This window comes from Actinocatenispora sera (assembly GCF_018324685.1).
In the GTDB taxonomy this organism is placed as follows: Bacteria; Actinomycetota; Actinomycetes; order Mycobacteriales; family Micromonosporaceae; genus Actinocatenispora; species Actinocatenispora sera.
Map to the genome: position 1 here is coordinate 1,454,977 of NZ_AP023354.1, position 14,923 is coordinate 1,469,899.

Genomic DNA, 14,923 nt, shown 5'->3' on the forward strand with positions numbered 1-14,923 from the left:
CCACAAATCCCGCCACGCTGAGTCACCTCACGTAACCGGGTCTTCTCAGTAAGTGCGGCAATACCTATCGTGGACAGATCCGCTCGGGTACGGGGCGGATCAAATGCGGAGGTTTGTTGTGCGCACTGACGGCTCACAGGCACCCTCGGACCTGATCCAAAGTGTGTCCCGTGCACTGCGGATTCTGGAGACCGTAGGGCGTTCCCAGCGTGGACTCACGGTCAAGCAGATCGCGCGACGGTGCGAACTCGGCCTGTCCACCACCTACCACCTCGTGCGCACCCTGACGTACGAGGGCTACCTGATCCGGTGCAACGACGGCACCTACCTCCCCGGGTTGGAGGTGGCGGACAGGTTTCGGGAATTGAGCGCGGCCGTCCGGCCGCCGACCGACACCGCGGTCGGGTTGCGCCGGGCCGCCGGGGCCACCGGGTTCAGCCACTACCTGGCCCGGTTCGTCGACGGCAAGGTGGCCATCACCGGCGTCGCCGAGGGCCCGCGGTCGCCGCACCTGGAGGACCTGATCGTCGGGTTCGACGACGCGGCGCACGCCACCGCGATCGGCAAGGCGCTGCTCGCCACCCTGGACGTGACCCATCGACGGCGCTACCTGTCGGTGGTCGGCATGCGGCCGTACACCCGGTCCACCGTGGTCGACCGGCAGCAGCTGGAGCACGACCTCGCCGGGCTGCGTCGGCGCGGCACCTTCGTCGAGCGCGGGCAGTACCGCGACAACGTGGCCTGCGCGGCCACCGTGATCAGCACCGGGTCGGCCGAGTCGCCGCACATGGTGCTGGGCTGCACGATGTCGCTGGAGGAGTTCCAGCGCAACGAGCCGACGGTGTTGAACCAACTCGCCACCGTCTCGCGCAGCATCGCCGCCGCCGTGGCCAACAACCCGACCCCGCCGCCGCTGCCGCTCTGACCCCAGCACACCTGTCGCCGGCTCGCCGCAGTGCAGGCCGGCTTTCGTCGTGTCCGGATCCGCGCTGAGGCTGGGAATCGCGATCTGCACCGTCGCACTCCCGGTCCGTCGCCACGCGGTGACGCCGCCGTAACTTTCGGTTCATCGGCTCCGCAGGACACCGACATCACGGGGAGGTGGACCGGTGAACGCGACCAGCACGGCACCGGCCGGTGTGGGAGTGGCCGAACGCGGCAGGCACAGCGCCACCGCGACGGTTGCGGGCGAGGCACCGCCGGGCGGTACCGAGGCGGCAGCGGTCGCGCCGGCCGTACCCGACGACGTGGTCGACGCGCTGCTCTGGCGAGACGCGCAGTACGTGCTGAACCGGCACCGGCCGGACGGCTCGCGCTGTGGCTACTGCGGCGAGCCGAGCCCGTGCACCGCGACCCGGCTGGCCACCAGAGCGGCCAGCGCGGCGCGTACGCCGGCCCGGCCGGCCGGGCGCAGCGCCCAGTGGCGGGTCGTCACCGGCGTCACGATCACCCCGCCGAACGGGCACTGACCTTCAACCGGCTCGGCGCCTTCCGACGGCGCCGGGCAGGCGGCTCCGCTCGGTTCCGCGCCGAGCGTCCGACCAGGAAGCCGTCCGGCTTCCGCCCCCGCGGATCGGCGGACCACCGGGGACGTCGTTCCCTGGCCGTACCGCGGGACGGGACGCACCGCACTGCACCGCACGGCCCGGCGGTGCGCGAGGCGGTGGTCCCCGACGATGGGCGGGGCGCGCTCGACGTTCCCCCGCGCTCCGGGTGCGACCCGCCCATCGATAACGGCCGTCCGGTCGGCCGCTCGACGAGCTCCAGCGATGAACCCGCTGTGACCGGTTTACTCCTTAAGGTTTCCATAATGTCGGAGTTATCAGCTTTCGGGATGAGGTATATGCACCGTTCGCGCTGAATACTGTTCGCATTCCTCCGCACGACCCCTACCGCAAGGAGGACAGGAATGCGAACCAAGCCCCTCGCCGGTGCCGCCGTCGCTGTTGGCGGCGCACTGGCTCTGGCGTTCAGCGCCGCACCGGCCAACGCGCAGACCGCGACGACCGACGGCTCGAACGTCACGCACAGCTGTGCCCGGCCCACGAAGGCGGGTGAGATGGCCTGCCTGGCGCTGGTGCGTACCGACGTCAAGCAGCCCCGGTCGATCGGCCGGCACGCCGACCCGTCCGGGCTCGGCCCGGCCGACCTGCAGTCCGCGTACAACCTTGCCGCCGACGGCGGCGAGGGCCAGACCGTGGCCATCGTCGACGCGTACGACGACCCGAACGCCGAGGCCGACCTGAACGCGTACCGGGCCCAGTACGGCCTGGGTGAAGCGGACTTCCAGAAGGTCAACCAGGACGGTGACGCCAGCCCGCTGCCCACGGCGGACTCCGGCTGGGCCACCGAGATCTCGCTCGACCTGGACATGGTGTCCGCGGTCGCGCCGAAGGCCAAGATCCTGCTGGTCGAGGCGAACAGCGCGAGCATGGACGACCTCGGCGCCTCGGTGAACACCGCCGTGGAGCTGGGCGCCACCGCGGTGTCCAACAGCTACGGCGGCGGCGAGGACGCGAGCGAGCAGCAGGCCGACGACCAGTACTTCAACCACCCGGGTGTGGCGATCACCGTCTCCTCCGGCGACTCCGGCTACGGCACCGAGTACCCGGCGGCGTCGCAGTACGTCACCGCGGTCGGCGGTACCTCGCTGACCAAGGACTCGTCCGACCGTGGCTGGTCGGAGAGCGCCTGGGACGGCGCCGGCTCCGGTGAGTCGCAGTACATCAGCAAGCCGTCCTGGGAGACGGACGCGACCGGGACCAGCAACCGCGCCATCGCGGACGTGTCCGCGGTCGCCGACCCCAACACCGGCCTCGCCGTGTACGACACGTACGAGCAGGACGGGTGGATGGTCGTCGGTGGCACCAGCGCCTCGTCGCCGATCATCGCCGGCGTGTACGCCGACGCCGGCTCGCCCGGGGACAACCCGGCGAGCGACCCGTGGTCGAACAGCGACAGCCTGAACGACGTCACCACCGGCAGCAACGGCAGCTGCGACATCCAGCAGCTGTGCAACGCCGGCGACGGCTGGGACGGCCCGACCGGCCTGGGCACCCCGAACGGCACCGACGCGTTCAAGGGCTGACCCGACCGGGCTCGACCCCGCATCGAGGCATGGCCACCAGCATCAGCTGGTGGCCATGCCGTCGTGCTGGACCACCCGGGCGGGTTACCGAGTGGTACTCCGTGCAAATCAGGTCATAACATGTGGTGCATGGCTGAGCTGGAATTACGGCACCTGCGTCTGGTCTGCGCCATCGCCGAGGAGCCCAGCCTGACCCGGGCGGCGGCCCGGCTCGGCGTCTCGCAACCGTCCCTGTCCGCCACCCTGCAGCGCATCGAGCGCCGGCTCGGCGGCCAGCTGTTCGAGCGCGAACGCACCGGCATGCGCGTCACCGAACTCGGGGCGTACCTGGTCTCCTCGGCCCGGGTGGTGCTCGCCGACATGGAGAGCCTGCTCGCGGGCGCCGACGCGCGCACCCGGGCACCGGCCGGCGCGCTGCGCATCGGCGCCTGCCCCGGCGCGATCGGGCCCAACCTGGCCCGCGGCATCACCGAGATCCTGCCCACCGACGATGTCACGCTGGAGGTCGCCGGGATCGGCCAGCTGGCACAGGATCTGGAGTCGCGCCGGCTCGACTTCGCCGTACTGGACGAGTGCGCCGGGGTGCCGCTGCCCACCAGCGACCGGCTGGACACCCGGTTGCTCGTCGCCGAACCGGTCTTCGTCGCCCTCTCCGAGGGCCACCCGCTGGCCGAACGACCGACCGTCGAACTCGCCGATCTGGCGCCGGAAGACTGGGCGATCGCCCCGATGCGGGACGGCAACGACCAGGTCGTGCTGTCCCGCGCGTGCGCGGTCGCCGGGTTCAGGCCGCGGATCCGGCACGAGGTGAACGAGCCCGCCACCTGCCGGGAACTGGTCGCCGCCGGCGGCGCCGTCGCGCTGGCCCAGCCGACCTCGCGGGACGGGTCCGGCATCGCCGTCCGGCCGCTCGCCGGCGACCCGATCATCCTGGAACGCTGGCTGGTCTGGCATCCGGCCGGCCCGCACGCCCAGCACGCCGCCGACGTGTACCGGTGCGCCGCCCGGGCGTACCTGTCCCAGCTGGACCGCAACCCCGACTACCGGCGCTGGTGGGACCGGCATCCGGAGGCACACCGCCAGCTGTCCGCCGCCATCGGCGAACCAGTCGTGCGGGTCGGCGCCTGAGGGTTCCGAGCCGCGCCGCGCCTCCGGTTCCTTTCCGGTTCGCGGCGCGCCTCCGGTGCGTTTCCGAGGCGCCGTGCATCCGGTTCGGTGCGGTCCCCGCGCGGCCGCGGGTCGTACGGTGGGCGGATGACGAGCTGGGATCCCGACCAGTACCTGCGGTTCGCCGACGAGCGCGCCCGCCCGTTCGGTGACCTGCTCGACCGGGTACCGGTGCGCGACCCGGCCGACGTCGTCGACCTGGGCTGCGGCCCCGGCACCATGACCGCGACGCTGGCCCGGCGGTACCCGGCCGCGCGCGTGCTGGGCATCGACTCGTCCGCGGAGATGATCGCCGCGGCGCACCCGCTGGGTACCGAGCGGCTCCGGTTCCGGCGCGAGGACATCGCGCAGTGGCAGCCGGAACCGGTCGACCTGATCGTCAGCAACGCGGCTCTGCAGTGGGTTCCGCGGCACACCGAACTGTTCGGCCGCTGGGTCGCCGCGGTACGGCCGGGCGGCGCGCTCGCGTTCCAGGTACCGGCCGGCGGCGGTGGCGCGGTGCGGCAGACGATCCGCGCCGTGGTGGAGCGCCCGGCGTGGCGGGACCGGCTCGCGGCGGTGGCCGAACGGCCCGGGCCGCGCACGGCGAGCCCGGTGCGCCACCCCGAGTCGTACCTGGACGAGCTGGCCCGGATGGGCTGCACCGTGGACGCCTGGGAAACCACGTACTACCACGTGCTGCACGGCGAGGATCCGGTGCTGGAGTGGTTCCGCGGCACCGGGCTGCGGCCGTACCTCGACGCGTTGGCCGACGATCCGGCGGCGCGGGCGGCGTTCGAGCACGAGGTCGCGGTGGCGCTGCGGGACGCGTTCCCGCCGCAGGACTACGGCACCGTGCTGCCCTTTCCGCGCATCTTCGTCGTCGCCCAACGCCCGTCCTGACCCGTCGGTCGGGCTGGCTGACCGCTGGTTCAGGGGGTGTGGGGCGGGCGGAGGAGTTCGGTGGCGGGCGGCAGCGTCGGCGGTTGGCGGCGGTGCCGGGGCGCGGCGGTCGACCTCGCCGCGAGCGGGCTGTACGGCGTCGCGCCGGTGCCGGCGAGCGCCCACCGGTTGCGCCCGGTGCGGACCAGCCGGTCGTCGGCGGACAGCTTCTGTACGGCGGTGCGCACGCTGCCGGCCGACCCGGCGGCGGCGAGCAGCTCGCCGGTGGTCAGCGGCGTCGCCGCGGCCTGCAGCGCGTCGATCGCGCGGTCCACGAAGGACCCCCGTACCCGTTCGTCACCCACTGTCGGCCTGTCGCCTCCCTGTCGTCTGCTGCCAACGGTACTGGCGGGACCGGCCGGGTACTGGCAAGATCGATGAACATCATCGGGTACCAGCAGATACGTCACGACTTCCGGTCGGACGGGGCGGGGCGGGCGGATGGTCTGATCGTGAATGCTGCAATACTAAGCGTAGTTGCGCTCGTTTGCCGCATCCGCACCCGAACGTCGGTACCTGTCTCGACGCACCCCGTCGGCACGGGTCCGGCGGGTGCGCTGGCACAATCGGGCGCAGCGCTCTTGATCTCCCGGGCTACGGAGTAGGGACCGTGTTACGCGAACTCGCAAGCGATCTCCCCGGATTCCGAGCTGCCCGATTTGCCCCAGGTCTCAACGTTGCGGTACTCGACTCGACCAACACCGCCGAGCCCACCGAACCGGGACCCCGGCACGTCGCGCCGGAAACCGTGCAGGACATCATCCCGGCTCGCCGCGGCCGGGCCAGCGTCGTCGGGTACACCCCGCTCGGCGAACAGTGGGCCCGCGACCGCGCCGCGGCCGCCGGCTCGACCGAGCCGGACACCGGCCGGCGCGGCATCGGCCGCAGCCGGTTCGCCGCCGCGCTCGACTTCGCCCTCGGCGGCAGCGGCAGCGTGCGCGCCGCCCCGGCCCGGCAGCAGCTCGCCGAGTCGTCCACCACGGTGCGGTTCACCGGCGCCGGCGAGACGGTGACGGCGACCCGCTCCGGCGCCAGCCCCGGCGAGCTGTCGGTGCACTCCAGCGGTACCGACGCCCCGCCCTGGGAGTTGCCGGTGGCGGACTGGCAGCAGTGGCTCGGCCAGACGCTGTTCGGGCTGACCGGCGCCGACGACGAACCGTCGTACCGGTCGCTGATGGCGTACTACCTGCGCGACGCCGACCACGGCGGGCTCAGCGACCCGATCCGGCACCACGCGAAGCAGCCGGCGGTCGAGTCGCTGCCGCCGCTGGCGCACCTGTTCGGGCTGGACCCGGCGCTGGTCGAGGCGGCCAAGACGTTGCAGGCCTCGCGCCGGCACCTGCGTTCCAGCCAGCGCGGCGACACCGACCTGCCCAACGGGCAGCGGCTCTCCGACGCGACCGCGAGCCGTGACCTCGCCAACCTGACCGCCGAGCTCGCCACCCTGGAACTGGAACGGGCCGAGGCCGCCGCCGACGCGAGCTGGCGGTCGACCCGCGCCGTCGCCGGCGGGCTGGCCACCGATCCGGTCGCCGCCACCGCCGCGCTGGACGCGAAGCTCGCCGCGCTGCGGGCCCGCCGGGCCGCGGTCGCCCGGTACGCGGACGCGCACGCCGAGCTGCAGCGGCAGGCGCTGGAACTGCGCGAGAGCGTCCGGTCCGACCTGCGCGGCCGGCACGACCGGCTGACCGCAGCGAGCAACCTGTTCACCCGGTACGCGTACGAGATGTTCGGGCCGTCCCGGCCGGCCGCGCTCACCGTCGCGGCGCGCGACCATGGGTACGCGTTCTATCCGGTGCTCGGCGGCGAGCCGGGTGCCGGGGTCGGCGCGATGACGCTGTTCTGCTTCGACCTGGCGATGGCGGTCACCGCGCACCGGGCCGGTACCGGCCCCGACTTCCTGCTGCACGACCGCGCGCTGTACGCGGACCTGCCGGTCGCCGACGCGGCCGCGGCGCTGGATCTCGCCGCCCGGGTCTGCGCGGTCGAGGACCTGCAGTACGTCGTGGTGTTGGACCAGCCGAAACTCGCCGAAGTCGGCCGCTACGACCCGGCCCTGTCGTACCACGAGTGCACCGTGGTGACCGACGGCTGACCCGGCCCGCAGTGTGACCGTGGCGCCCGACCGATGATCGTGGCGTCGCACCGCTGAGAAAGCGCTTTCCGCCCGAATCGCACCATGATCGAGGCAGTGCGGCGGGCGCGGCCGTGGAGCTGGCGCGGTGGCGCCGTAGGGTGGGCGACGTGGATCGGGACGAGGCACGGCGCCTGCTCGCCGCGGTGGCGAACGGGGCCACCGGAGTGGACGAGGCGATGCGACGCCTGGAAAGCGGTGTGTTGGGCGACGGCGGCGGCTACGCCGACCTGGGATTCGCCCGGATCGACACGCATCGAGCGCTGCGCACCGGCGACCCCGAGGTGGTGTATGCGGCGGGCAAGACGACCGAGCAGGTCGCGGCCATCGTCAAGCACCTCACCTCGGCCAACCCGAACCGGCCGATCCTGGTCACCCGGGCCGACGAGGCGGCCCGCGCCGCGGTACGGGCGGCCTGCCCGGACGGGCACCTGCTGGAGGACGCCACCGGCCGGTGCGTCGCCCTCGGCCCGCTGCCGGAGATCCCGCGCGGCCGCGTCGCCGTGGTCTGCGCCGGTACCTCCGACCTGCCGGTCGCCGCGGAGGCCACGTTCACCGCGCGGGTGTTCGGCGCCGCGGTCGAGCAGATCACCGATGTCGGCGTCGCCGGCATCCACCGCATCCTGGCCGCCCGGCCGGCGCTGGACCGGGCCGACGCGGTCGTCGTGGTGGCCGGCATGGACGGCGCACTGCCCTCCGTGGTCGGCGGCCTGACCGGCGTGCCGATCGTCGCGGTGCCGACCTCGGTCGGCTACGGTGCCGCGTTCGGCGGGCTCGCCGCGCTGCTCACCATGCTCAACTCGTGCGCCCCGGGCATCGCCGTGGTCAACATCGACAACGGCTTCGGCGCCGGTCTGTACGGCGCGCGCATCGCCCGGCAGAGCGGCTCGGGCACCGACTCCGGCACCCTCGGTACGGTCACGGAACTGCCCCGATGATCGGCTGGCTGGACTGCGCCAACGGCGCCAGCGGCGACATGTTCCTCGGTACCCTCGTCGACGCCGGGGTGCCGCTGGACCACCTGCAGGCGGCGGTGTCCGCGCTGCCGGTCGAGCCGATCCGGCTGACCGCCGAGCCGACCAGCCGGCACGCGATCGCCGCGACGAAGGTGCACGTCGAGGCGCCGGAGAGCCACCACCACCGGCACTGGTCGGACGTCCGGCAGATCCTCACCGGGGCGACGCTGCCGGCGGCGGTACGAGACACCGCCCTGGACGCGTTCGCCCGGCTCGCCGCGGCCGAGGCCGAGGTGCACGGCACCTCGCCCGAGGAGGTGCACTTCCACGAGGTCGGCGCGCTGGACGCGATCGCCGACATCGTCGGCACCTGCGCCGGCATCGACTGGCTGCGCGAGCAGCGCGGCCTGACCGAACTGTCCGCCGGGCCGCTCGCGCTCGGCTCCGGCCGGGCCCGCGGCGCGCACGGCGCGATCCCGATCCCCGGCCCCGCCGTACTCGGCATCGTTCGCGCCGCGTCGATCCCCGTCACCGGCGGCGACCTGCCGTACGAGGCGTGCACCCCGACCGGGGCGGCGCTGCTCGCCACGCACGTCGCGCAGTGGCGGTCGATGCCGCCGCTGCGGGTCACCGGTACCGGCGTCGGCGCCGGCGGGCGGGACCCGGCCGAGACCGCGAACGTGCTGCGCCTGATCCTCGGCGAAGCCGCCGCCGCGGGCCGCGCCGGAGTCCCCGGCGGTGTCGCCGACCCGGGCCGCGCCGAAGCCGCGGGTGATGGCGCCGACCCGGACGGTACCGACGTCGCCGGGCCCGGGAGCACCGAAGCCGACGCGCTGGTACTGGAGTGCAACGTCGACGACCTGGATCCGCGGCTGTGGCCCGCGGTACTGGCGAAGCTGCTCGCGGCCGGTGCCGCGGACGCGTGGCTGACCCCGATCCTGATGAAGAAGGGCCGCCCGGCGCACACCCTGTCGGTGCTGTGCCGCGCCGAGCACGCCGCCGCGCTGCGCGCCATCGTGTTCGCCGAGACCAGTTCGATCGGGCTGCGCGCGCACCCGGTGCGCAAGTTCCCGCTGGACCGGGCCGAGCGCGCGGTGCACGTGGCCGGCCAGCCGATCCGGGTGAAGGTGGCCAGCGACGACGGCAGCGTCGTCAACGTCTCGGTCGAGTACGCCGACGTCGCCGCCGCGGCCGCCGCGCTGTCGCTGCCGGCCAAGCAGATCCTCGCGCGGGCCACCGCCGCCGCGGCCGAGCTGTACCCGACCGGCGAAGCTCAGTAGTTCTTCCACTCCTCGCGTTCGAGGTCGATGATCCGCGGGTGGGTCAGCGTGGACGGGTCCTCGTGCCGGCGGGCCCGGTCGGCCGGGAACACGGTGGACGCGCGCAGCACCGCCGGGGTGAGGAACCTGGTCCTCGGTGCGTCCGGCGCGAGCGTCGGGGTCGGCGCGGTCCGCGCGCCGGCCAGCACGAACCCCCAGTCACCGAACGACGGCACGTCCACGTGGTACGGCGTGGTGTGCCAGCCCGCCGCGCGCACCCCGGCCTCGATGCACCAGTACGACCGGGGCGCGAAGTACGGTGAGCCGGCCTGCACCACGAGCCGCCCGCCGGGCCCGAGCACCCGGTGCAGCAGCGTGTAGAACTCGGTCGAGTAGAGCTTGGCGGTGGCGGTCGAGTCCGGGTCGGGCATGTCCACGATCACCGCGTCGTACCGGTCGCGCTGCGACTTCAGCCAGCTCATCGCGTCCTGGTTGACGATCCGGACCCGCGGATCGTCGAACGAGTGCCGGTTCAGCCGGCTCAGCCGCGGGTCGTGCCGGGCCAGCCGGATCATCTCCGGGTCCAGCTCCACCAGCGTCGCCTGCCGCACGTCCGGGTAGCGCAGCACCTCGCGCAGGGCCAGCCCGTCCCCGCCGCCGAGGATCAGCACCCGGTCGCGCCGCCCGGACAGCGCCGGATGCACCAGCGCCTCGTGGTAGCGGTACTCGTCGACCGAGCTGAACTGCAGGTCGCCGTCCAGGTAGAGCCGGACGTCGGGCTGCGACACCGACAACGACTGGGTGATCACGATCTCCTGGTAGTGGGAGCGTTCGGCGACGACGATCGGGTCGTCGTACAGCGCCTGCCGGGCGCTCACCTCGAACCGCCCGGCCAGGCCGTACGTGGTGGCGAGCAGCACCGCGACGAGCGCGGCGAGGACCGCCAGTACGGCCCGGGAGCGGCGCGGCAGGCTGCGCCGGAACACGCCGAGGACCAGCCCCAGGCCGGCCACCGCGTTCACCGCGCCGACCAGCAACGCGCCCCGGACCAGCCCGAACACCGGCAGCAGCAGGAACGGGAAGGCCAGCCCGCCGAGCAGCCCGCCCACGTAGTCGACGGCGAACAGGTCGGACACCGCCGAGCCGACCTCCTGCCGGCGGATCCGCTGCAGCAGCACCATCAGCAGCGGGATCTCCGCGCCGATCAGGCAGCCGACTCCGAACGCGATCGCCACCATCGCCGGCACGTACAGGTCGAGCCAGGCGTACGCCGCGTACAGTCCGAGCACCGACAGCCCACCGAGCAGCGCCAACGCCACCTCGACGCCGGCGAACGCGGCCGCGGCCCGGCGCTGCAGCGGCTTCGCCGCGAACGCACCGACGCCCATCGCGAACACCATCACCGCGAGCACGATCGACGCCTGCCCGATCGCGTCCCCGATCAGGTAGCTGCCGAGCGCGACCAGCGCCAGCTCGTACACCAGGCCGCAGGCCGCGCACAGGAACACCGCGAGCAGTACGGCGAAGCGCGCCAGCCGCCGGTGCCGCGGCCACCCGATCTCGCCACCGGTCTCGCCGGCCGTTGCTTCGCCGGGCGCTGTCTCGCCCGCCGCCGGGTCGGACCGGGCGGCGGCGGTCAGTTCGTCGGGTACCGCCATGTCAGGAGATCGCCGCGGCGGTGATCGCACCGACCGCCAGGTTGACCGCGGCGGTGACCCAGACCGCCGGGTGCGGTACCTCGTCGACCAGCAGCGCGCCGAGCCGGCCCGGGGTGGCCAGGTCGAGCAGGACGAACGCCACCGCCATCACCAGGATGCCGAGCACCCCGTACAGCGCGGTGGACAGCAGGCCGAGCAGCAGGCCGTCCTCGCTGGTCAGGATCGCCGTGGTGACGATGATCGCGACGGCCGCGAGGCCGGAGACGAGCACCAGTGCGGCGTTGCGGTTGCGCTGTTCCCAGACCTGCCGACGCAGGTTGCCGGGCGTGATCAGATCGACGAGCAGGTATCCGAGGGCGAGCAGGGCGATGCCGACACCGCCGTAGGCGAGGGCCGACAACAGGCCGCTGAGCATCTCTGTCACTGCGGATCCTTCCTACTGTGGCGGCTGCGGTGGCAGCGGATGGGGCGGCTGCGGTCCGGGCGGCGGGGGACGAAGCCACGGGTCGGCCGGCGGCGGTGGGACCGGCGGCCCGGATCGAGGGCGCGCCTGCGGTGGCCCGGATCGAGGATGCGGCGGTGCCGTGCCTGGTCCCGCCGCCGGTAGCGCGTCGTCGGTGTCGCGACGGCGCCGGACTCCCCACACCACCAGGCCGCCGGCGGCCAGCAGCAACACGATCGCCATGATCGCGAACGCCTTGTTCGCCCGCCACCGGTCGGACCCGGCCTCGGGCGGCACGCTGACGGTCGACGTCGGGTCGTCGGTCGCCGCCGGCAGCGGGTCGGCCGCGCCGCGCTCGGACAGCATCAGCGGCAGCGCCTCGAGTACCGCGATGGTCGAGCCGGCCGGGTCGTCGGTGAGCGTCTTGTCGGTCACGCCGACGTCGGTCAGCTCGTCGATGCTCGGCAGGTCGCCCAGGTCGCCGGAGCTGCGCAGGGTGGCCGTCTCGCTGTCCGCCAGCTCGCTCGACTCGGGCGTCCAGGTCACGTCCACGTCGAAGACCACCCAGCGCTGGCAGCCGGACTCGTCGACCGCCTTGCCGGCTCCCTCGTTGGAACCGACGCCGTGGTTGGCCGTCCCGGCGTTGTCCACGGACAGGTCCCAGCCGTAGCAGATGCCCTGCGCCGCGGTCGCCTTCGCCAGGTCGGTGGCCAGCGCGTCGGCGTCCGAGGCGAGCAGCAGCCCGTTGTCGGTACCGCTGTCGTCGGACGAGGCCGAGAACGACGAGACGAGGCCGGCCGAGCAGAACGCGACGATGCCCAGCATCACGAGCACGCCGAGGATCATGGGGCGCCGGCTGTCCTTCGGGTTTCCGGCGGCCGGTGGGTTCGGGCCGGGGCGGGCGGGGCCTGGCCGGGTCACTTCCCGCTCCCGGGCCCGCCGCCGCGGAACTTCTCCCCGCTGCCGCCGGGGATCGTCCAGTAGCCGCCGACGTGGTGGTAGTAGTGCCGGTAGCCGGAGCGGAAGCCGTCCACCCGGATCACCGAGCCGCGTCCCCGCGGCGTCACCGCGATCATCGTGTCGCTGTACCGCAGGTAGACGCCGGAGCCGTCCACGACCCGGCCGGCCGGGCGCCAGTGGTCCGCGATCGTGCCGGCGACCGCGGTCGGCGTTCCGGCGGCGGTGAACGCCCGGGCGGTACCCGAGTCGTACCGGACGGCCCGGGTGTAGTGGTCCGAGACGTAGCCGTGGGGTGAGCCGCCGACGAGGAACCAGCCGCCGACCGCGAGTCCGAGGGCGCCGGTCACGCCGGCGGCGGTGAACAGGTGCCAGGGTTTCACCGGGTTCGTGCTCCTTCCGGGGCGGGGATCGCCGTCGACGGACCGGACGGTCCGCCGACGGACACGGCGGGTCGGGCAATCCCGCGTGCCGGCTGCGGCTCGGCCGAGGGGTGCCCCGCACGACCCAGCACGGCCGAACGGGTGCACACCAGTTCGCCGGTCTGCGGGTAGCTGTGCCAGGTCTGCCAGCCGAGCCCGGTCGGCTCGGCGACGAGGATGGTCATCGCGTCGTCGAGACCGCCGAACTCGCAGACCAGTGCGTGCTCCGCGATCCGGTACCGGTCGCGCAGCTGCGCCGCGCGGCGGGCGAACCGCGCCGGCGCGAGCGTCTCGACGGCGCTGCGGAACCGGTATCCGGCCGTGCCCCAGGGCCGGTCGTGGCGGGTCGGCAGCGGGTCGGCCGCGCCGGCCAGGCAGGCCACCACCTCGGAGTGTTCCCGGCCGTCGATCCGCAGTACGGCCTGGTGCGAGGCGCCGAGCAGGCGCAGTTCGAGCGGGCCGACGGTGAGCACCTCGAGCGCGTCGAGCCGGGGCTGGTCGAGCGCGTAGCCCAGGTCGGCGGCGCGGGTGTCGACGAACGGGGTCGTGATGGTGGCGTGCATCAGCGAGCGGTGAACACGCGCACGTCCCGCCGGGCCAGTCGCTGGCCGCGGGCGAGTTCCCAGCCGCCGCTGCCGTACTTCTCGAAGCCGAGCAGCGCGTCGCCGTCGCCGGTGTAGTCGTGGTAGGCCATGGTGCCCGCGGTCGCCAGCCCGGTGCTGCCCTCGGACCGGTAGTCGGCGGTACCGGACTCGTCCGAGACGAACCGGGCGCCGTCCTGGTGCACCACCCGCGGCCCGGGGGTCAGTTCGCTGCCGTGCACCTGCGTCCACAGCGCGAGCAGCAGGTCGGGGTCCTCCTCGACGGACAGCCAGACCCTGGCCCCGTGCGCGTCGTCGAGCAGGTGCTCCGACCAGCGCGAACCGCCCTCGGTGAACCGCAACGTGCCGCGCACCGACCAGGTGGTACCGCGAATCTCGACCGTGTCGCCGGCGGTGAGCCGGCGCGGATCGCCGGTGAGCACGTCGGTCTCGGTGTCGGCGAACGGGTCGGTGACGATCGGGGGTGCCGCGACGGGTCGCCGGGAGCGCAGCCGCAGCAGCACGATCACGACGACGAGCAGCGCCGCGATCACCACCAGCAACGCGACGATCACCGTCGTCATCGTGAGGACCTCCGTGCCGCGTCGCGGGGGTGCTCGGCGGCACGGGCGTGTGGCCGTCGAGGCGACGTCGCAGACGGTAGCAACCACTCGCCAGCGTCCGCTCGTCCAGATCGGATCGCTGCCCGGCTTCCGCCGCAGGTCAGATCGGGTGGAAGAAGGTGAGCGAACCGATCAGGGTCGCGTCGTGATGCAGCGGTGTGGCGATCGCGTCGACGGTACGCACCTGCGACCCGTGCCGCAGCCGCAGCAGGCCGCGGGACAGTGCGTCGGTGGCGAGCGCGGCGAGCGGCGGCAGCTTCGTCAGCTCCCACTCGGCGAGGCGGTTGCCGGCGGCGGTGAAGTCGACCGGGTGCAGCAGCCCGTCGAGCAGGCCGCGGCCGACCATGGCCGCCGGCTCGGGCAGACCGAGCAGTTCGAGCGTGGCCGGTGCGCAGGCGGTGACCAGCCCGGCGGCGTTCAGCAGCAGGCACGGGTCGGTGGCGCCGGCGACGACGGCGATCCAGCCGCGCAGCACGGCCTCGGCCGAGCCTGGCTGCTCCGGCGTGCCGGGCACGGCCAGCCCGGCGTCGACCAGGGCGCGGGCGGTGGCCGGCAGGGGCGCGCCCGGTGTGGGCGCCGGGAACTGGGCGGCGACCAGCGGCGAGGTGGGGGTGCGCGGCGAGGAGCGGGGCTGCTCCTCGCTGAGCGACAGTTCGACGTGCACGGTTCCTCCCCAGCGCCGAGCGGACCGTGTGCTCATCGCGGCTAACAGTAA

At 73.6% G+C, this 14,923-nt stretch carries 16 protein-coding genes; 8 read left to right on the forward strand and 8 right to left on the reverse strand.

What is annotated here, in order from left to right; genetic code table 11:
• Positions 1-103: 103 nt before the first annotated feature.
• From Asera_RS06865 to Asera_RS06885, 5 genes are all read left to right on the forward strand, one after another.
• Positions 104-925: an IclR family transcriptional regulator gene (locus Asera_RS06865; RefSeq protein ID WP_051802021.1), complete on the forward strand. Its 822-nt coding sequence runs from the start codon at positions 104-106 to the stop codon at positions 923-925.
• 184 nt (positions 926-1,109) lie between these two features.
• Positions 1,110-1,469, forward strand: coding sequence for a hypothetical protein (locus Asera_RS06870; protein ID WP_035295947.1), 360 nt, complete (start codon positions 1,110-1,112; stop codon positions 1,467-1,469).
• 440 nt (positions 1,470-1,909) lie between these two features.
• A complete protein-coding gene (locus Asera_RS06875; protein ID WP_030445505.1) occupies positions 1,910-3,088 on the forward strand; it encodes a S53 family peptidase in 1,179 nt (392 codons plus the stop codon).
• A gap of 129 nt (positions 3,089-3,217) precedes the next feature.
• Positions 3,218-4,216, forward strand: coding sequence for a LysR family transcriptional regulator (locus tag Asera_RS06880; RefSeq protein WP_030445506.1), 999 nt, complete (start codon positions 3,218-3,220; stop codon positions 4,214-4,216).
• Between the two features lie 126 nt (positions 4,217-4,342).
• Complete coding sequence (locus Asera_RS06885) at positions 4,343-5,137, forward strand: methyltransferase domain-containing protein (protein ID WP_030445507.1); 795 nt, start codon at positions 4,343-4,345, stop codon at positions 5,135-5,137.
• 29 nt (positions 5,138-5,166) lie between these two features.
• Here the strand turns inward: Asera_RS06885 and Asera_RS06890 are convergent, their stop codons facing one another.
• On the reverse strand, positions 5,167-5,451 hold the full coding sequence (locus Asera_RS06890) for a hypothetical protein (protein ID WP_157034724.1): 285 nt from the start codon (positions 5,449-5,451) through the stop codon (positions 5,167-5,169).
• Between the two features lie 473 nt (positions 5,452-5,924).
• Here Asera_RS06890 and Asera_RS06895 point away from each other — a divergent pair, with 473 nt between their 5' ends.
• The 3 genes from Asera_RS06895 to larC all read left to right on the forward strand — a co-directional run bounded on the left by Asera_RS06895 (position 5,925) and on the right by larC (position 9,546).
• The gene (locus Asera_RS06895) at positions 5,925-7,271 is read left to right on the forward strand and encodes a DUF2326 domain-containing protein (RefSeq protein ID WP_030445509.1); all 1,347 of its coding nucleotides are present in this window, start codon (positions 5,925-5,927) and stop codon (positions 7,269-7,271) included.
• 149 nt (positions 7,272-7,420) lie between these two features.
• Positions 7,421-8,248, forward strand: coding sequence for a nickel pincer cofactor biosynthesis protein LarB (larB, locus tag Asera_RS06900; RefSeq protein ID WP_051802044.1), 828 nt, complete (start codon positions 7,421-7,423; stop codon positions 8,246-8,248).
• Positions 8,245-9,546, forward strand: coding sequence for a nickel pincer cofactor biosynthesis protein LarC (larC, locus tag Asera_RS06905; protein WP_035295951.1), 1,302 nt, complete (start codon positions 8,245-8,247; stop codon positions 9,544-9,546). The genes larB and larC overlap by 4 nt, the downstream gene beginning before the upstream one ends.
• Here larC and Asera_RS06910 read toward each other — a convergent pair.
• From Asera_RS06910 to Asera_RS06940, 7 genes are all read right to left on the reverse strand, one after another.
• On the reverse strand, positions 9,540-11,183 hold the full coding sequence (locus Asera_RS06910; protein WP_084131104.1) for a polyamine aminopropyltransferase: 1,644 nt from the start codon (positions 11,181-11,183) through the stop codon (positions 9,540-9,542). The genes larC and Asera_RS06910 overlap by 7 nt on opposite strands.
• 1 nt (position 11,184) lies before the next feature.
• Positions 11,185-11,598, reverse strand: coding sequence for a DUF350 domain-containing protein (locus Asera_RS06915; protein ID WP_030445513.1), 414 nt, complete (start codon positions 11,596-11,598; stop codon positions 11,185-11,187).
• A gap of 21 nt (positions 11,599-11,619) precedes the next feature.
• Entirely contained in the window at positions 11,620-12,459 is an 840-nt protein-coding gene (locus Asera_RS06920; RefSeq protein WP_157034726.1) for a hypothetical protein, read from the reverse strand.
• A gap of 83 nt (positions 12,460-12,542) precedes the next feature.
• A complete protein-coding gene (locus Asera_RS06925; protein ID WP_030445515.1) occupies positions 12,543-12,965 on the reverse strand; it encodes a DUF4247 domain-containing protein in 423 nt (140 codons plus the stop codon).
• Positions 12,962-13,567 carry a DUF2617 family protein gene (locus Asera_RS06930; protein ID WP_051802024.1) on the reverse strand — a complete coding sequence of 202 codons (606 nt, stop codon included), beginning with the start codon at positions 13,565-13,567 and terminating at the stop codon, positions 12,962-12,964. Before Asera_RS06930 ends, Asera_RS06925 begins: the two co-directional genes overlap by 4 nt.
• Positions 13,567-14,169 carry a DUF4178 domain-containing protein gene (locus Asera_RS06935; RefSeq protein ID WP_051802025.1) on the reverse strand — a complete coding sequence of 201 codons (603 nt, stop codon included), beginning with the start codon at positions 14,167-14,169 and terminating at the stop codon, positions 13,567-13,569. The genes Asera_RS06930 and Asera_RS06935 overlap by 1 nt, the downstream gene beginning before the upstream one ends.
• Positions 14,170-14,308: 139 nt before the next feature.
• Positions 14,309-14,908 carry a nitrogen regulation protein NR(II) gene (locus Asera_RS06940; protein ID WP_157034728.1) on the reverse strand — a complete coding sequence of 200 codons (600 nt, stop codon included), beginning with the start codon at positions 14,906-14,908 and terminating at the stop codon, positions 14,309-14,311.
• Between the last annotated feature and the right edge of the window lie 15 nt (positions 14,909-14,923).